The organism is Nostoc sp. (assembly GCF_054880495.1).
This window is the reverse complement of the sequence record NZ_JBTYKD010000104.1, coordinates 130,510-147,644: the sequence shown is the minus strand read 5'-3', so window position 1 is coordinate 147,644 and position 17,135 is coordinate 130,510. Positions and strand designations below refer to the sequence as shown.

The 17,135-nt window shown below is 44.8% G+C and carries 18 protein-coding genes; 4 read left to right on the top strand and 14 right to left on the bottom strand.

Going from position 1 to position 17,135, the window contains the following annotated elements:
• Positions 1-5: 5 nt before the first annotated feature.
• Entirely contained in the window at positions 6-395 is a 390-nt protein-coding gene (locus ACYTXL_RS12355; RefSeq protein WP_292793249.1) for a DUF1634 domain-containing protein, read from the bottom strand.
• Between the two features lies 1 nt (position 396).
• The gene (locus tag ACYTXL_RS12350; protein WP_461924995.1) at positions 397-1,233 is read right to left on the bottom strand and encodes a sulfite exporter TauE/SafE family protein; all 837 of its coding nucleotides are present in this window, start codon (positions 1,231-1,233) and stop codon (positions 397-399) included.
• A gap of 277 nt (positions 1,234-1,510) precedes the next feature.
• On the opposite strand from ACYTXL_RS12350, the gene ACYTXL_RS12345 reads away from it, so the two are divergent.
• Entirely contained in the window at positions 1,511-1,891 is a 381-nt protein-coding gene (locus tag ACYTXL_RS12345; RefSeq protein WP_461924994.1) for a TSUP family transporter, read from the top strand.
• Between the two features lie 191 nt (positions 1,892-2,082).
• On the top strand, positions 2,083-2,784 hold the full coding sequence (locus tag ACYTXL_RS12340) for a response regulator transcription factor (RefSeq protein ID WP_461924993.1): 702 nt from the start codon (positions 2,083-2,085) through the stop codon (positions 2,782-2,784).
• 152 nt (positions 2,785-2,936) lie between these two features.
• Here ACYTXL_RS12340 and ACYTXL_RS12335 read toward each other — a convergent pair whose 3' ends face one another.
• On the bottom strand, positions 2,937-3,116 hold the full coding sequence (locus ACYTXL_RS12335; protein WP_323204503.1) for a hypothetical protein: 180 nt from the start codon (positions 3,114-3,116) through the stop codon (positions 2,937-2,939).
• Between the two features lie 541 nt (positions 3,117-3,657).
• On the opposite strand from ACYTXL_RS12335, the gene ACYTXL_RS12330 reads away from it, so the two are divergent.
• Positions 3,658-5,490: an AAA family ATPase gene (locus ACYTXL_RS12330; RefSeq protein WP_461924992.1), complete on the top strand. Its 1,833-nt coding sequence runs from the start codon at positions 3,658-3,660 to the stop codon at positions 5,488-5,490.
• A gap of 184 nt (positions 5,491-5,674) precedes the next feature.
• Here ACYTXL_RS12330 and ACYTXL_RS12325 read toward each other — a convergent pair whose 3' ends face one another.
• The 11 genes from ACYTXL_RS12325 to ACYTXL_RS12275 all read right to left on the bottom strand — a co-directional run bounded on the left by ACYTXL_RS12325 (position 5,675) and on the right by ACYTXL_RS12275 (position 16,509).
• Positions 5,675-6,316, bottom strand: a complete 642-nt coding sequence (locus tag ACYTXL_RS12325; protein ID WP_461924991.1) for a type I restriction endonuclease subunit R — start codon at positions 6,314-6,316, stop codon at positions 5,675-5,677.
• A 151-nt stretch (positions 6,317-6,467) separates the two neighbouring features.
• Positions 6,468-7,406: a polyphosphate kinase 2 family protein gene (locus ACYTXL_RS12320; protein ID WP_461924990.1), complete on the bottom strand. Its 939-nt coding sequence runs from the start codon at positions 7,404-7,406 to the stop codon at positions 6,468-6,470.
• A 41-nt stretch (positions 7,407-7,447) separates the two neighbouring features.
• Positions 7,448-9,988 carry a plasma-membrane proton-efflux P-type ATPase gene (locus ACYTXL_RS12315; RefSeq protein ID WP_461924989.1) on the bottom strand — a complete coding sequence of 847 codons (2,541 nt, stop codon included), beginning with the start codon at positions 9,986-9,988 and terminating at the stop codon, positions 7,448-7,450.
• Between the two features lie 107 nt (positions 9,989-10,095).
• Positions 10,096-10,722, bottom strand: coding sequence for a histidine phosphatase family protein (locus ACYTXL_RS12310; RefSeq protein ID WP_461924988.1), 627 nt, complete (start codon positions 10,720-10,722; stop codon positions 10,096-10,098).
• Positions 10,719-11,771: a class I fructose-bisphosphate aldolase gene (locus ACYTXL_RS12305; RefSeq protein WP_461924987.1), complete on the bottom strand. Its 1,053-nt coding sequence runs from the start codon at positions 11,769-11,771 to the stop codon at positions 10,719-10,721. The genes ACYTXL_RS12310 and ACYTXL_RS12305 overlap by 4 nt, the downstream gene beginning before the upstream one ends.
• 19 nt (positions 11,772-11,790) lie before the next feature.
• Positions 11,791-12,156: an HPF/RaiA family ribosome-associated protein gene (locus ACYTXL_RS12300; RefSeq protein WP_461924986.1), complete on the bottom strand. Its 366-nt coding sequence runs from the start codon at positions 12,154-12,156 to the stop codon at positions 11,791-11,793.
• 45 nt (positions 12,157-12,201) lie between these two features.
• Complete coding sequence (locus ACYTXL_RS12295; protein WP_461924985.1) at positions 12,202-14,631, bottom strand: phosphoketolase family protein; 2,430 nt, start codon at positions 14,629-14,631, stop codon at positions 12,202-12,204.
• A 13-nt stretch (positions 14,632-14,644) separates the two neighbouring features.
• Positions 14,645-15,169 carry a universal stress protein gene (locus ACYTXL_RS12290; RefSeq protein ID WP_461924984.1) on the bottom strand — a complete coding sequence of 175 codons (525 nt, stop codon included), beginning with the start codon at positions 15,167-15,169 and terminating at the stop codon, positions 14,645-14,647.
• 31 nt (positions 15,170-15,200) lie between these two features.
• Positions 15,201-15,764, bottom strand: a complete 564-nt coding sequence (locus ACYTXL_RS12285; RefSeq protein WP_461924983.1) for a DUF3611 family protein — start codon at positions 15,762-15,764, stop codon at positions 15,201-15,203.
• Between the two features lie 114 nt (positions 15,765-15,878).
• Positions 15,879-16,433, bottom strand: a complete 555-nt coding sequence (locus tag ACYTXL_RS12280) for an HdeD family acid-resistance protein (protein WP_461924982.1) — start codon at positions 16,431-16,433, stop codon at positions 15,879-15,881.
• Positions 16,420-16,509 (bottom strand): hypothetical protein, encoded by a 90-nt coding sequence (locus ACYTXL_RS12275; protein WP_363318227.1) that lies wholly within the window; start codon positions 16,507-16,509, stop codon positions 16,420-16,422. Before ACYTXL_RS12275 ends, ACYTXL_RS12280 begins: the two co-directional genes overlap by 14 nt.
• A gap of 408 nt (positions 16,510-16,917) precedes the next feature.
• On the opposite strand from ACYTXL_RS12275, the gene ACYTXL_RS12270 reads away from it, so the two are divergent.
• On the top strand, positions 16,918-17,133 hold the full coding sequence (locus ACYTXL_RS12270; protein WP_461925035.1) for an HAD family hydrolase: 216 nt from the start codon (positions 16,918-16,920) through the stop codon (positions 17,131-17,133).
• The last annotated feature ends 2 nt before the right edge of the window (positions 17,134-17,135 follow it).

The window sequence follows — 17,135 nt, the reverse complement described above, 5'->3', positions numbered from 1 at the left end:
CCTATCTAAGAATTTTCTCCAATAAGACTGTAAATCAGCCCAGTCAGTACAATTAGAGTCACAATTACATAGGTATAATCTTTTAGTCGAACAAAGGCTAACAGAGAAAAAAACACTCTCATAACTGGAGTAGCAATCAGTAGCAGTAGTCCTAGTTGAATAATGCCTCGGTTACGACCTGATAATATTGATGTTTTTACCCCGGCTGGAGTGCGAAACTCTGCTGGTTCTCCCCGAAAAAACTGGTAATTAGGAACCTCTGTCCCGTGGCGAATTAAGTACAAAATTCCACCCGTTAGAACCAGAACGGTAGCAAGGATGACCCCGACTCTTAACAGATTGCCAATAAATTGCTCAAAACGCTGCTCAAACTTAGTACGTCTGTTTAGAACCATTTTAAAGCCTCCCAGTTAGACCTTTGTAGATCATTTCCAGCGCCAGTACCAAAATCACACCACTGAAAATATTTCGCAAAAGTTGTACCCTGGCTCTGACAAGTACTCGCGCCCCCAATACAGCACCACACAGTACTCCCAACATCACTGGCATTGCTAATCCGGGGTCGATATAACCTCGGTTTAGATATATTCCTGCACTAGCAGCTGCTGTTACTCCAATCATGAAATTGCTGGTAGTTGTGGAAACTTTGAATGGAATATGCATTATTTGATCCATTGCCAGCACCTTGAGCGCTCCCGAACCAATACCTAGCAAGCCGGAAAATACACCAGCTATAAACATTAGCCCAAATCCAAAGGGAACACCACGCACGTTGTAAGATTGTTCTCCCGTAGAAGTTGGATAAGTACTATTTAGCTTCAAGCGTGTTGCCAGGGGATCTGGCGGTAAATTATCGATGTTTTCGGAGTAGGGTTTACGAGATAGGTACGCACTATAAAGTAAAACAATCCCAAATACAATAGCGATCGCTCCAGTAGAAATCTTCGCTGCCACAACCGCTCCAGCTACAGCGCCAAAGGTTGTTGCTATTTCTAGGAACATCCCTAGCCGCATATTAGTGTAACCTTCCTTTACATAAGCAGAAGCTGCTCCACTAGATGTAGCAATCACAGATACTAAGGAAGCACCAATAGCATAGTGGAGATCCACTCTACAAACTACAGATAGGAAAGGAACAATTATTACGCCACCACCCAAGCCTGTTAAAGCTCCTAAAAATCCAGCGCTCAAGGAGCCAAACCATACTAATAGCGAAAAATCCAGAGTATTCAAGGTTTATTCTCCACTATTTGGTTTTATAGGTAAAAACACCAATTAGTTTCACACTGGTTAGTTGGTTTTAGTTTATATTTTTTCATTTATAAAAACAAATATTTTTTCTTATTAATTTAATAAAAGCTTTTAATCATATTGTATATATGAACACACAAAAGCAATAAAAATGTCATAGCTTATTCATAACAATGACAAATTATTATCAAATATTTTTTCTAGCCTAGAGAAAGTAAATGTTTTAATCTTTTGTCGCAAATCAAGGATTTTCAAAGCTATGGATAACATTTTAGTTTGTCTAATTTTGGGACTAATTGCAGGAATAGTAAGCGGAATAACTGGAATTGGCGGCGGCATAATTATTCTGCCTGCCTTAATTTTTCTGTTTGGCTTATCTCAACACCAAGCTCAGGGTACAACATTAGCTTTGCTTGTTCCTCCGATTGATATTTTGGCTGCATGGACTTACTACAAGCAAGGATATGTAGACTTTAAAATAGCAGGATTGCTCTGCTTGGGTTTTGTATTAGGTGGATGGCTGGGTGCTAAAATAGGAACAGGATTATCTAATGTGATATTGGCGAGAATATTTGGAGTTTTACTGCTTGTTAGTGCTATCAGAGTACTGTTTACAAATGTAGGCGATTCCACTTTGTAACTCAGCAATTTTGTTCAAGCTCATTAAAAAATACATCTTATTTCCTCCTTGTCATCGTCATATTTAGGGGTTCTTACTGTAAAAGTTGTTCCCCTGTCTAACTCACTTTATTATAAGAAACCTGATTGGAAAGTTATTTTTCTAAAAAAAATATAGTATTATCTATTTTTTAATACAGAAATATTATCACAATGCGTATTTTGGTAGTCGAAGATGATGTTCAGCTAGCAGAGATGCTGATGGAAGCCCTAACTGACCGTCAATATGTGGTAGATATAGCCCAAGATGGAGAGGAAGCGTGGGATTGCATTAAAGTATTGGAATATGATTTGGTGGTACTAGATATTACTTTGCCCAAGTTAGATGGTGTAAGTTTTTGTCAACGCTTGCGATCGCCTACATCAGTACGTAGCCCATCGCGTAATATCACAATACCTGTACTCATGTTAACAGCACGCGATACCCTTGGTGACAAAATTATCGGGTTGGATGCTGGAGCAGATGATTATATGGTCAAACCTTTTGAAATGCCAGAGTTAATGGCTCGTGTTCGCGCCCTGTTGCGCCGCAATAGTGCCGCAACATCTTCTTCAGACTTTGGTTGGGGTAATCTGCGTTTAAATTCTAGCACTTATGAAGCCACATACTCTGACAAGCCTTTACACCTAACACCTAAAGAATTTGCTCTTTTAGAACTAATGGTTTCTAGCGGTCGGCGGGTGCTAAGTCGAGCCGGAATTATTGAGCGCATCTGGTCGCTTGATGACCCTCCCAGCGAGGAAACTGTTAAGTCTCACATTAAGAGTTTACGGTATAAACTTAAAGACGTAGGTGCTGCCGATGATTTTATTGAGACAGTTCATGGATTGGGCTATCGCTTAAAGCAGCTTTAGGAAAATACCCGATTTCTACCCGATATTTACCTCTTATCTTTACAACTGATTGTTAGATTACAATTACTGAAGTTAACCTCTTCTTTTACACTAGAACACTATTAGTTCTCCAAATCAATTTAATTATTGGTTTGGGGAATTTTAATTTTTATCTAAAAGCAATTAGTAAACCAGCTTTTTAAATGTCGAGAATTCATTAAGTCGGGAGCAACTGAGATGACTACTGCTTTTGGTTGCCCTTCTTGGACTAAGGCGATCGCTTCTCGCTTAGAGTTGGCTTGTTGGATTAGCTGAGAAAGCTCTTGGTTGTCGCGTATATTTGCTTCTAGCATATAATTTGCTGTTTTGAAGTCAGTTATAATTCTATGTTACGCGATCGCCTATTTCCTTGTTCTTAAGTTATCAGCAAAACCTCTAGCAGTTAGATAATTGAGGCGATTGCCTAACGCTTTACGAGTCACAGGAATAGCGATCGCAATACATTACTCCCCTGAGATCGCAGACCTTGTAGTGTTTGTTAATGCAATGTAACGCACCCAAACTTTACTTAATGCTAATTGTTTGTAGCTTACTCTCCGCTAGGACACTCTACAAGGTTGCATTTTGCCAAATAACACTCTATTCAGGGATATTACCCAACAAAAATCTTGTCATAACACTTATTGGTAGCTTTATCTGACAATTTATGTAGTATAAATATTTTGTAAATATTTATACTGGATTTGCAAGACAATACATAGTTAGCTCTACATTTCAGCCAGCAGCTAGAGATCGGAAGATTTTCTTGAATCCAAGTACAAATGTATGAAAATATGGCTTATGCTTACTTTGTCAGAAATAACTTAAATATTTGAGATGTATCTCCGCGAATGCTTGATTGAGAATGTTGGACCGATTACTGCACTTGATGTTTCATTGGATCTAGACACCGCAGGAAATCCTAAACCGTTAATTTTGGTAGGTAAAAATGGAACCGGAAAAACCATTTTCTTAGCCTATATTCTTGATGCACTAGCAGAGTTAGCGAAGAAGAAGTTTAGCGATATAGCTATAGGTCAACAGATTGGGCATAGCCCATTTTTCAAAATAACTAGCGGTGGAGATATACGCTCTCTATCTGGAAACAGTCTCAGTCTTTTGGAGTTCTCAGATACAGATAGTAAATTCTGTTATGTAGAAAAAGTAGGTCAAATCGATTCACAGAATTATTCTGAAAAACTGAAAGGTCGATTTGAGTCTGTGAAATCCTGGGAAGAGAACGAACCCTTTCATAAGGTAGTTACAGGAGACGAGAAGCAGATTGAGACTTTTTTCCAAAATGGAGCAGTCTGTTTTTTCCCGTCCTCTCGTCATGAGCGTCCCCATTGGCTGAATTTTAGTGCAGTGGAAGATCAACCTCTATTCGGTAATAATCAACGAATGTCAGGCGTACTCGGAAAACCATTAATTGTTGAACGGGCAGCTGAAGACAATCGACAGTGGTTAATGGATGTATTGCTTGACTCACTTGTAGATGTAGATTTTGTTCCCCTGCCGCTTACTCAGGGAGGTACTCAGCAATTCCAGTGGCAACTAAACGCAAACGTTCAAGACAAATTGTTGTTAAAGAAAGGACGGCAGAATGTTGAATCACTACTCCGTTCAGTTCTTGAGGATAAAGACGCTCAACTGATACTGAACTATCGTAATGCAGTACATGGACGAATTTCAATCCGTTTCGGAAATGGTGTTATTGTCCCATCGCTGATCCATCTCTCAGCAGGACAGGCTTTACTCTTCAATCTCTTTGCTACGATTGTCCGTTATGCGGATCGAACCGATCTTCAAAAAAGTATTAACTTGAGTGAAATCAAGGGAATCGTTTTGATCGATGAAATTGATGCTCATCTGCACACAGACTTGCAATATGAAGTTCTTCCCAAACTAGTTAAACTGTTTCCAAAAGTGCAATTTATCATCACATCGCACGCACCACTTTTTTTACTCGGTATGGAACGTGAATTTGGTTCTAATGGCATTCAGATTTTAGAAATGCCTACGGGTAAAAAAATTAGTACTGAGAGATTTGAGGAGTTTTTAAAGTCATTCGAGTATTATCGTCAGACTCAGCTTTTTGAAAATTCAGTTGAAGAACAAGTGTTAAGAGCATCTAAACCTTTAGTTTTAACAGAGGGATGGACAGATGTTGCTTATCTTAAAACAGCATTAGAGTTATTAGGACACAAGGATCTTCTAGAGCAGTTGGAAATTGATGAGGTTGGCAAGTCAGGAAAAGAAGGTTCAAAAGGTGGTGGTCACACAAACTTAGACGCTGCTCGTAAGTTTTTAGAGAATAATCAAAGTCGATTTCCACGACGAGTGCTACTTCTTTACGATTGTGATACAGGAAAAAAGGCTGAAGATGTTGGTTCGCTATCAAGTCGCTGCATACCTCAAAATACTCATAACACTAAAGTAACTAAAGGTATTGAGAATCTTTTCCCAGTTGAATTGTTTGAAGACAGCTTCTATGAGGAACGCTCCATACAAACACCTTATGGTGGAGAAACTACCGTCAGAGATTTTTGTAAACCGAAGTTCTGTGATTGGGTCTGTAAACAACGAGATGAAAGCAATGATTTCATTCACTTTGAGGAACTAGTCGTACCAATTCTTCAGGAGTTTATTTCCCCTCAAGTTTGTAAAGTAGATGATGAGCTGAGCTAACAAATCACTGAATCGAAACGGAACAAAAGTTATCTTGAATTACAAGGTTTGCCGTCGTTCGGTTAGCTTCGTTGTTTAGTTCAGAGATGTTATTGGCGATGCCTATGATGGTTTCTGCCTATGCAAAGACCAATAATTATTAAACGATCGCCTAAAAATTACGACTCAGAGAAATAGCGATCGCCTAACTCCTCAAATCGCCAATATAAGCCCCAATTTGTTTAAGTCCCTGCAAAACTTGGATACGTTCTGATGTATTTTCAAGTAACCGATAAGTATTGGATCTAGTATATTGAGGGACATTTTGATGGCGATCGCATTTCAAAAACAATACTTCTCTTCCGTTTGTAACCATTGCATAACAACTTGACTGTAAGTTGGGAGCGCTCAACAAATAAGTAAGTGCTTGGGGAATTCCCGCCGTAACGTCTAGTCTTGCAGGCTTTGACTCGATTACCAAAATCCAAAAACTATCTTGAATCACCAAAATATCAATCCTGCCTTGAACTGCAATAGCATTAGCTTCGTCTGCAACTTCGATATTGGTACTTACTTCTGCTTTTACCAAAAAAGGAAACTGATAGAAACCTGCTAAATCTAGCAATGGTGATATAACTACAAGCTTAACAATTTCTTCGAGAGGTGGTTCTTCTTGACTGAGATAGGTATAGTTTCGAGTGAGGCGATCTAGTCCTTGTAGTTCCCCTTCGGTTAGAGTCGGCGCATTATTTAACCATTCATCAAAAAAGCGATCGCTAGAGTCTAGTCTCAAGCCAAAAGTTTGACGGAGAGCGCCAAGGGTAAGGCTACTAGCATTTGTAATCACGGTTAAATTCTTGTAGTAATTACATGAAGTTTAAAAGTCTAGACATTTGATCTAGGCTCCAATACCTAATATACGATATATTAAGAGCAAAACAGAGATCGCCTAAAAATCACGACTCACAGTAATAGCGATCGCTAAAATCAACCAATTCTCATCCTTCTTTCTGGCTTTCCAGAATTTCCTTCGCATTTAAAAGTTCCTGATGTTGCTCTTTACTGACCGTAGGATACTTGAGGTTCAGTTCCTTTAACTGCGTGTAAATGATACCCGCCACAACCAGACGAGTAAACCATTTGCGATCGGCGGGGATAATGTACCAAGGAGCATATTTTGTACTGGTGTGATTGAACATATCCTCATAGACAGTCATATAGTCATCCCAAAAGCTACGCTCTTTCGCATCATTCACAGAAAATTTCCAATTCTTTTCAGAGCGATTAATCCTTTCTAGAAAACGTTCTTTCTGCTCCTCCTTAGATACATTGAGAAAAAACTTGAGGATAATCGTCCCGTTATTAACCAGATGTTTCTCAAAGTTGTTGATTTCTTCAAAGCGGCGCTTCCAAATATTATTATCAATTACACTAACAGAGATCGGTCGCTGCTCTAGGATTTCTGGATGCACTCTTGTTACTAAAATTTCTTCGTAATAAGAACGATTAAAAATTCCAATTCGTCCTCTTTCGGGTAAAGCTTTAGAACATCGCCACAAATAGTCATGATTTAACTCTTCCGTAGATGGCTCTTTAAAGCTATGCACCTGACATCCTTGAGGATTAATACCCGACATCACATGTTTAATCGTGCTATCTTTACCAGCCGCATCCATAGCCTGAAAGATAATTAGCACAGCATGGGTGTTTTGGGCATAGAGAACATCCTGATATTCAGCTAACGCCTCAATACCTTCCTTTAATTGACCTTTAGCTTTCGACTTTTTGAGGTGATCGGCTTTGTAGGCTGGGTCATAGTCTTTGGCAAGAGAAAATTTTCGTTCTGGTGGCACAATAAAAGGACGAATCAAATCGTCAAGCTTTTCGATGGGAAATGGGTTTAAGGATGAATCAGTGTGGTTATGTTTATCGGTCATACTTTTAACTCTCAAATATTAAATTAATATCTTGGGTAAGCTCATGGTTTATTCTTCTTTGACGGCGATCGCTTAGAGATATCAGCTTGGGTTACGTGGGAAAAAGGCTTATGAGAAAACCATTGATTCAACAGTCTTAAACCCCGTGTTACATAGACAGGTTTAGCATGATTAAACACACCATAAGCACGCTGTTTCACCCAGTCCTCAATCAAAAACCAGATCAACGCATAAATCCAGACAAATCCAGCCCAACCCCACCCGATGGGAGTCATAAAGATCCCATACACTGCAAGTATGGTTGCCAGGAATTGAGTTACCAGGACGGCTGTTAGCAAAATTTTCGCTGGTTTAATTGACCAGAATGGCCCCTTTGTGCGCGTCACGAAGATGGTGAGATGACCAGCAATGGAGAGTTTCAGGTAAATTAGTGTTTGCAGAATACTGCGATCAAGGTGAAAATACCGTTCCCCCAAATACAACAGTCCAAAGGATTCAACTACCCCAGTTAGCCCCAGAATGGTTGCCAGCCCCAAGACGATGGGCATATTCCAGGTTTCGGGGCGATTGGCAGGACGGGTGTTATCGTAGGCAATGGAAATAATCGCACCATCATTTAACAATGCCAGCAGCACAATCATGATGGCGGTGACGGGATAGAAGTTGTAAACCACAATGGAAAGGGTCATGAACAACAAAACCCGGATGGTTTCGGTGATCCGGTAAATAGCGTAGTTGTTCATACGCTGAAATATCCGGCGGCTTTCTTGAATCGCCTCTACGATTACAGAAAGTCCAGGTGTGAGCAAAACAATATCGGCAGCCGCACGAGCAGCATCGGTGGCTCCAGAAACCGCAATCCCGGCATCAGCTTTTTTGAGGGCAGGGGCATCATTAACACCATCGCCAGCCATGCCCACGAGATGCCCCCGTTGCTGCAAGACATCCACAATATGGTATTTGTGTTCCGGGAAGACTTGAGCAAATCCGGCGGCGGCTTCAATCGCATCGCTAACTTGTCCAGTTTCGTGAGGTGCGGCTGCTTCTAGCAAACTGGCATCGAGGATGTCTCCCTTTAGACCTAGTTGATGAGCAGTTTCACGGGCGATCGCCTGTTGATCTCCCGTTAACATTTTCAAGTCAATTCCCAGCTTTTTCACTGCCTGAATCATCAGTTGGGAGTCGCTGCGGGGTGGGTCAAATAGCGGTAGTACGCCCAAAAACTGCCAGTTCTCACCATCGTCAGTCCGGGCAACCCCCAGCGATCTAAATCCGCGTTGGGCAAACTCTGCGATCGCTTTATCCACTTGCGGCTGCACCTGAGCGACATTTTTTGAGAGCGCCAGAATCACTTGTGGCGCACCTTTAGTTACCTTAAAGCGATTGCCATCACTTTCAACGGTGGCTTCGGTACGTTTCCCCACGGGGTCAAAGGGTTGGAAGTGGACAACTTGGTAAGCATCTAAAGGTTGGTCTGGTTTCAGACCAGCGAGAATTGCCAGATCAATGGGGTCTTTGTCTTCATCACGAGAAGCAAGGGCGGCGTTGAGGATCAGCGCTTCTGGAGCCGTATTGCCCACACAAAAAGGCTCTCCCAGAGTTAACTGGTTGAGAGTTAAAGTACCCGTTTTGTCGGAACAGAGAATGTCAATTCCAGCCATCTCTTCAATGGCCGCCAGCCGACTCACGATCGCTTCCTTTTTCGCCAGTTTTTGCGCTCCTACAGCCATTGTCACTGACAGCACCGTTGGCATTGCTACGGGAATGGAGGCAACCGTCAGCACCAGTAAAAACCGCAGGGTAGTTAGCCACGGATCGCCCCGAAACAGCGTTACCACCAGCACCACTACCACCAGCACTAGGGCAATCACGATCAGGTAATCGCCGATTTTCAATACTGCTCGTTGAAAGTGGCTGACTGTCTGGGCAGATTCTACCAAGTGGGCGGTTTTGCCCATGTAAGTATTAATTCCAGTGGCATAGACAATTCCATCCAATTCTCCTTGCTTGAGGATAGAACTGGAGTACAGCACACTTCCCACTTGGCATTCTACGGGTAGTGATTCCCCCGTCAACGCCGATTGGTCAACCTGTGCCGGATCGCCTGACAAAAACCGCACATCTGCGGGGACAATATCGCCCAGACGCAAGCGGATCAGGTCGCCAGGAACCAGTTCGCGGGCTGGGATCTGCGTCCAGGTGTTATCTCGTTTAACCCGTGCCTGGAGTGCTAATTTTGCCTTGAGAGCAGCGATCGCATTACCTGCTTGAAACTCTTCCCAAAATCCCACTACTCCGTTGCCAATTAGGAGTAGCAAAATGATGCCAAAATTAACCCAGTCTCCAACTATTGCTGAGAGAATGACCGCCGCCTCAATCATCCAGGCAATCGGCCCCCAAAAGTGCGATAGGAATTGCATTATTGGGCTGACGGTCGTTTCGGGTAACTCGTTGTAGCCACCTTTTGATTGTCGTTGCAGTGCCTCTTTTTTGCTCAATCCCTGATTGGAAGTAGTCAGTTGCTTTTGTAGTGCTTCTAAAGATAGATGCGAAAGCGTTTCTTGATCGGTAGATACAGTCATGAGATGGCTCCTTTACTGGTAAATCACGCAAAAATGATTGTGGCAAGCAGCGCATATTCCAGAAAAAGATAGGCAGCCGATAGGGAAGCGCAGATTGCAGTACACTTTTAGGATAGAGAATCTTTGTTGAATATTTCGTGAGAGGCAGCATTCCACAAAGCAATGACCGACACGTCTGGGTGGTGGGGGTCGAAGGCGAAAATACTGATCGATGCCGTGCCAAGGGGGAAATGCTGCGCTTCATCCACCGTTAATCCGATCCAGCGCGCAGCCAGAACGCCACCGAATTGACCGTGGGAAAAGAGAGCGATATTGCCATCCAGGGAACGCAGACGAGCGATGAGTCGATCAGCACGATCAGAAATTTGGGTGGGCATTTCACCGTGCGGACAACCGTCCCGAAAAATAGTCCAGTCCGGGCGCTCCTTGCGGATATCCACGGATTTCTGCCCTTCGTAATCGCCATAGTCCCATTCGACCAGATCCGGTTCAATTTCCGGGACTTGATCCAGCCCGACCAACGCACAGGTTTGTTGGGCGCGTTTGAGTGAGCTGGTCAGCACATGGGAAAACTGGATATCCCGGAGGTGCTTGCCAAGTTCCCGTGCCTCGGACTCGCCGTTTGCAGTCAACGGAATATCCGTGCAACCTGTGTGCCGACGGTCGAGCGACCACTCGGTTTCGCCGTGCCGAATCAGGTAAAGGCGTAGGGGGGTAGGTATACTTGTTTTCATGCTCCCGTTCCTTCCATCGCAGCCTTGTATTCGCCCCGGCGCGCCGCCCAATTGCACTTAGCTCGATGCAGCAGAGCCTGCTGTGCTGCCGACACATTAGCATCTTTACCTTGCCAAATCTCCAAAGCCGGTTGCTGGATGGCACGGGCAAAGGAAAACGCCAATGCCCAAGGCGATGGGCTTTGCCCCACCGTAGGCGATCGCAATTTGAATTTAAGATTCATCGCATTCAAACGAGCCGAAGCTAGTTCACCGGATTGACCGCCCGACAAGAACGCAATCCCCCGAACAGCAGCAGGGACAGCCCGCAAGAGACAGTTCACCGTAGCATCAGCCACCTCATCCACCGATTCTTGTTGAGAACAAGTCAATCCGGGAAGCACCATGTTAGGCTTCAAGATCATGCCCTCCAGCATCACCCGTTGCGTGTAGAGTTGGTTGAAGACGGTTTGTAGGACTTCCTCTGTTACCTTGCTACACCTCGACAGGGTATGCGATCCTTCCATAAGCACTTCTGGCTCGACAATGGGAACCAATCCGGCTTCTTGGCACAAGGCAGCATAGCGAGCCAACGCCTGGGCGTTAGCCTCGATGCAACCCCGGCTGGGAATACCAACGCCGATGGTAATTACCGCACGCCACTTGGCAAAACGAGCGCCCATTTGAAAATATTCCTTGAGGCGATCGCGCAAGCCATCCAGACCTTCGGTGATCTTCTCTCCAGGATGACCCGCCATATCCTTAGCACCGATATCAACTTTGATGCCGGGAATGATTCCCGCATCGATGATAACTTGAAGAAAGGGAGCGCCATCTTTCTTTTGCTGGCGGATCGTCTCGTCGTAGAGGATCGCGCCACTAATGTATTCACCAAGACCGGGCGTGGTGATAATCAACTCTCGATAGGCGCGTCGGGCTTCCTCAGTCTGCGGAATGCCTAGCTTTGCGAATCGTTTGTTACAGGTTGGATTACTTTCATCCATCGCCAGCAGACCTTTGTAGTCGGCAACCAGCATCCTTGCAGTGTCTATAAGGTCTTGTGCATTCATCTCTGACTCCTGGGAAAATTTATTGACTATTAATTGAGCTAGACAGAGGTGGGTCAGTTCTGTGATTTTCTTGGTGGTGCAGCCGTCCGAGAGTGCTATCGATCAATCTGATCAATTTATCGGCAGCCCCGTCAACGGCTTGGTCTAAGGTCGCTGCCTGATGTGTTACCGCGATGGGCTGGCGGCCTTTGAGGCGGGCTTCTATCATGCAGCGCATATCGTCATCGCCGCCCTTCTTGTCGCTGTTCTCATCGCTCAGGTGAACATCAACGTGAGTGATGCGATCGCCCAATCGGCTCAGGCTCTCTTCCACTACACCGCTAACCTGAGTGGCTAGTGCTTCGTGACCTTCGATATTATGTCCGGTATGGATTTGGATTTGCACGATGTTCTCCTGTTGAATTGTGATTGGCTTAATATTCAGATGGAATTACGAATGATTTCCTGCCCCCCACTTCCAGTTGCGGATTTCCGGCAAGTCTTCGCCGTGCTTGTCGATATAATGCTTATGCTCGATCAACTTGTCCTGCATCATTTGCTTGAGATAGGCTCCTTTACTACCCAAATGCAGCAGACGATCCACCACGTCTTGCACCAGATGAAAGCGATCCAGGTCATTTTGTACCCTCATGTCAAAAGCCGTTGTGATCGTACCCTCTTCCTTGTAACCCCGGACATGGAGATTGCGATTGGTGCGGCGGTAGGTCAGCCGATGCACCAACCAGGGGTATCCATGAAAGCCAAAGATGATGTGCTTGTCTTTGGTAAAGAGCGAATCGTAATCCGTTTCGCTTAGTCCGTGCGGGTGTTCGCTCTCGGATTGCAACTTCATCAGATCGACAACATTAATTACCCGAATTTTCAGATCCGGCAGATGTTCGCGCAGGATGGAAACGGCAGCCAAAATCTCCAGCGTTGGCGTATCTCCACAGCAAGCCATCACCACGTCCGGCTCGGTATCCTGGTCGTTGCTAGCCCATTGCCAGATGCCAATGCCTTCAGTGCAATGCAATATCGCCGCATCCATACTCAGCCATTGCGGAAGCGCGTGTTTGCCAGCAACCACCACATTCACGTAGTGTCGGCTGCGTAAACAGTGATCAAAGACCGACAGCAGACAGTTCGCGTCGGGTGGCAGGTACACACGCACAATATCGGCTTTCTTGTTGATTACATGGTCGAGGAAACCTGGATCTTGGTGCGTGAAGCCGTTATGATCCTGCTGCCAGACGTGGGAGGCGAGCAGATAGTTCAGCGATGCAATCTTCCGTCGCCAGGGCAGTTCCGATGTTACCTTTAGCCACTTGGCGTGCTGGCTGAACATCGAATCAACGATACGAATAAACGCCTCATAGCTGTTGAATAGCCCGTGCCGCCCAGTTAGCAGATAGCCTTCCAACCAACCCTGGCACTGGTGTTCACTGAGCATCGAGTCCAATACTTGTCCGGCGGGCGCGAGGAATTCATCATTTTTTTCTTCCCGTGCTTCCCACTGACGGTTAGTAACTTCAAACACCGCGCCCAAAAGATTCGAGAGTGTCTCATCGGGTCCGAAGATGCGGAAATTCCGCTGCTCCTGATTCAGCTTGACTACATCACGCAGGAATTGGCCCAGTACGAGGGTATCTTGACCGTCAACAGCACCAGGCGAAGGTACATACACCGCGTGGTCGCGGAAGTCTGGCATTTGTAGGTCGTGCAGTAGTATGCCGCCGTTAGCGTGGGGGTTCGCACCCATGCGGCGATCGCCCTTCGGGGCCAGTTCAGCCAATTCCGGCAGGAGTCGGCCATCCTCATCGAACAGTTCTTCTGCCTTGTAGCTTTTCATCCAGCTTTCCAACTGCTGGACATGATCGGGATGCTCGGAGTTCACCAGTAGCGGCACCTGGTGCGATCGCGATGTGCCTTCGATTTGCAGACCATCCACGACTTTTGGCCCCGTCCAGCCCTTGGGCGATTTCAGGACGATCACCGGCCAGCGCGGGCGAGTCATATCGTTCTGGTTCCGTGCATTGCTTTGGATTTGCCGAATATCTGCGATCGCCTTGTCCAGGGTGCTGGCCATAAGTTCGTGCATCTTTTCCGGCTCGTCACCTTCCACAAAGTAAGGTGTCCAGCCGCAACCTCTAAGAAATTGCTCTAACTCCTCATGCTCGATACGAGCTAAGACGGTTGGGTTGTTGATTTTGTAGCCATTCAGGTGCAGGATTGGCAGCACGGCACCGTCGGTAATTGGGTTGAGTAACTTGTTAGACTGCCATGCGGTCGCTAAGGGGCCTGTCTCGGCTTCCCCGTCGCCGATGACGCAAGCGACAATCAGTGAGGGATTGTCGAAGGCAGCCCCGAAAGCATGACTGAGGGAGTACCCCAACTCACCACCTTCATGAATTGACCCCGGTGTTGTCGGCGCAACGTGGCTGGAAATTCCACCAGGAAATGAGAATTGCGTGAACAGCTTTTTCAACCCAGCTTCGTCCTGAGTGACGTTGGGATAAACTTCGCTCCAGGTGCCTTCGAGGTAAACGTTGCCCACAATTGCTGGGCCTCCGTGACCAGGGCCAGCGATGTAGAGCATATCTAGGTCATATTTCTTGATTACCCGGTTCAAGTGTACATAGATGAAGTTCTGTCCCGGTGTCGTACCCCAGTGTCCAACCACCAGTGGTTTGACATGGGAGAGTTTCAGAGGCTCCTTCAGCAATGGATTGTCGTAGAGATAAATTTGCCCAACTGACAGATAGTTGGCGGCACGCCAGTAGGCATCTATCTTATGGAGTAGTTCTGGGGAAAGAGTCTTTGTTTTTATGGTTGATTGCCCAATTTCTAAGCCTAATACGCCAGTCTTATCAATTACTTTCATGCTTCTTCCCTCTTTATTTATCTTTATCAGGATTTGTATCTTTTATGACTAAAACAGAACAATTCGCATGGTCAACGACATGATTGCTGACACTACCTACGAAAAATTCTGCGATCGCTTCCAGCGGGGCGTAGCCCATCGCTGAGTGGTCATGCCGACCTAGTACGATCAGATCGGCATTCCACTCTTGAGCAACACTAGAAATCGTTGCCCCTGGCTCACCAAAATTGTGTTGGTATTCAGCAGAAATATTTCGGGCAGTTGCCTGATGACAGTATTCTTGTAACCAAACTTTTGCCTGCTCAATCTCTAGCTGAAGTGTTTCCTCGCGAAATGATTGAGAAAGCCCAGTGTTGATCGGATAGAGTCCAAACGTCCCACCTGACTCGAATCCTGGATTGATCGCAGTAAAATCTACGAGGCAATGAAGGATCATCAAATTAGCTTGCTCTTGCTGCGCTAAATTGAGTGCCCGATCAAACACAATGGATGTTAAAGGAGAATGATTAATGGCAACCAGAATGCGTTTAAAGTTCATTATTTCGAGCCTTCAGGTTCATCTCACTTATCTAATGGTGTTCTACACGACTTGCAAGCCAAAATGGAATTCCAATTCCCACAAATTGAGCCACAATCATACTGATATTTGCTTGTACGACAAAAATATCAATCGGCTCAATCAGTTGTCCTGTCCGATAAACAGCGGCTCCTGGTGGAACTGATAGTGTTTTGAGAAGCAAGCCTCCAACAATTGTTTCGATACTGACTAACGTCAGTAACATTGCTGCCAAGTTGACTAGAACTCCTAGTTGTAAAACTTGAATTATTTTCTTGCGGCTAGGATGTAAGGCTGGTTCCGGGGCTGACAATTGTTGCCCAAGATGAACGTAACGAAAGAACCAGTAAATGCTTAAGCCTAAAGCCGCAATTCCACCAATCACGGACAGCAACCCGATCCCTGATTTGAGATTGAGGTTGAGAGTCGGATCGAGAATCGCGAACCCTAAAATGAGAAGAGAAACAATGGTTAAAACAAACTGTATCCAAAACCCACTCCACCCCAATGATCGCAGTAAACTAGCAGCTTGCTGCCTCTCTGAAGGATGAGATTTTGATTCTAGGTAGCTAGACATAAGGTATTGCTCTCTAAATCTTTGCTTTGAACAATAGCAGGTGTGTCAAACTGTGAGGCACACTCGACAAACGCATACCACTTGTCCTGTTGTGTGCGGTGCGGCTCTGAATCTCTACTGTGAAGTGCGTCGCTGTCCTGAATGCAGAGTCAGCATCCAAACTCCATCAAACAAGAGATTGATTCCAATGAAAGTGCCAATCAGCCAAATTGCGCTAAACGGAAAGTTAGACCAAACGAAAATACCGAAAATAATGCCGATGATACCGCTCACCAGCATCAATCCCCAGTTAGGTGAAATCCGGCGCATTTGAAATGCAATGGACACTTGAATTATGCCTTGCAAAAAAATGGTAATGCCCAACACTAACGTCAAGGCCAGCACCCCTTTGAACGGATTTACCACTACGAAAATTCCAGCCAGGAGATATAAAAGACCGAGAATCAGCTTCCCGATGACTTTACCTGCACCTCTCGATTGAAAGGCATAAACGATTTGAGTAATTCCGGCAAAGATGAATATCCAGCCAAATAGTAGGGTTGAAGCAACGCTGGCAAAGAAGGGAAAAGCGATCGCAATGATGCCCAACAGGATCATGAGAATAGCGATCGCGGTTGTCCATCCAGAGCTAACAACTTGCTCATCAGTTTCAGGCTTAATAGTTCTCATGTTGATCTCCTTTTGAATCAAATCTTAAATGACCGCAGAGTTCTCGAAGAATTTCTTCACCGTTGCACTCGCTCATCACTTTCTGTTGATTAACTCTCGACCTCCGCAAAATTCCTGATTAGTTCCCTAGTTTTTCACTAGAACATACAACATTGAATACTTCCTGTATCTTGATAGGTAAATAAGTTCAATTTCATCTACCGCTTTTGAATAGTTTATCAGGATTTGTATAATTTATACATCAAATCAAACACTAAATATGACTTATTGATAATTGCTTGTAGCTTCAAACCCTTATTTTGATATTTCCAGACTTAATGGGAAAAGTCACGTCGCTTCGCTCCGAATTCAAAATTCAAAATTAATGATCCCCATAAATAAATTTAGTTGCTCTATAAACGGACTTCGTATTTCTTCTCCCAAGGGGAGACGCGAAACGCGATGCGCTGTGTGTCTGGAAATACATTTTTTTACTTCTCCATAAATAAATTTAGGGGCTTGTATCCTTTTCGTTTTCGGTCACGCCGTTTCCTCCGAATTCAAAGCTAATGCCCAAAGGGAACTTCTGTGGTGGTATTACAAGACACATTACCCTTGGCACTTTCTAGCTCACTACCCTGGTGCTGCGGGTATTCTTGAAGGATTGACCCCATGCCTAAAGTCAGGGGCTTGTCATTTAATTTCAGATTTTGGATTTTAGAT

What these genes read in the sequence shown, in the direction of transcription:
- ACYTXL_RS12320 (WP_461924990.1), bottom strand. Translation starts at nt 7,406, where the DNA reads ATGACCGATAAACATAACCACACTGATTCATCCTTAAACCCATTTCCC.
- ACYTXL_RS12355 (WP_292793249.1), bottom strand. Translation starts at nt 395, where the DNA reads ATGGTTCTAAACAGACGTACTAAGTTTGAGCAGCGTTTTGAGCAATTT.
- ACYTXL_RS12340 (WP_461924993.1), top strand. Translation starts at nt 2,083, where the DNA reads ATGCGTATTTTGGTAGTCGAAGATGATGTTCAGCTAGCAGAGATGCTG.
- ACYTXL_RS12290 (WP_461924984.1), bottom strand. Translation starts at nt 15,169, where the DNA reads ATGAACTTTAAACGCATTCTGGTTGCCATTAATCATTCTCCTTTAACA.
- ACYTXL_RS12335 (WP_323204503.1), bottom strand. Translation starts at nt 3,116, where the DNA reads ATGCTAGAAGCAAATATACGCGACAACCAAGAGCTTTCTCAGCTAATC.
- ACYTXL_RS12280 (WP_461924982.1), bottom strand. Translation starts at nt 16,433, where the DNA reads ATGAGAACTATTAAGCCTGAAACTGATGAGCAAGTTGTTAGCTCTGGA.
- ACYTXL_RS12275 (WP_363318227.1), bottom strand. Translation starts at nt 16,509, where the DNA reads ATGAGCGAGTGCAACGGTGAAGAAATTCTTCGAGAACTCTGCGGTCAT.
- ACYTXL_RS12310 (WP_461924988.1), bottom strand. Translation starts at nt 10,722, where the DNA reads ATGAAAACAAGTATACCTACCCCCCTACGCCTTTACCTGATTCGGCAC.
- ACYTXL_RS12345 (WP_461924994.1), top strand. Translation starts at nt 1,511, where the DNA reads ATGGATAACATTTTAGTTTGTCTAATTTTGGGACTAATTGCAGGAATA.
- ACYTXL_RS12285 (WP_461924983.1), bottom strand. Translation starts at nt 15,764, where the DNA reads ATGTCTAGCTACCTAGAATCAAAATCTCATCCTTCAGAGAGGCAGCAA.
- ACYTXL_RS12295 (WP_461924985.1), bottom strand. Translation starts at nt 14,631, where the DNA reads ATGAAAGTAATTGATAAGACTGGCGTATTAGGCTTAGAAATTGGGCAA.
- ACYTXL_RS12305 (WP_461924987.1), bottom strand. Translation starts at nt 11,771, where the DNA reads ATGAATGCACAAGACCTTATAGACACTGCAAGGATGCTGGTTGCCGAC.
- ACYTXL_RS12315 (WP_461924989.1), bottom strand. Translation starts at nt 9,988, where the DNA reads ATGACTGTATCTACCGATCAAGAAACGCTTTCGCATCTATCTTTAGAA.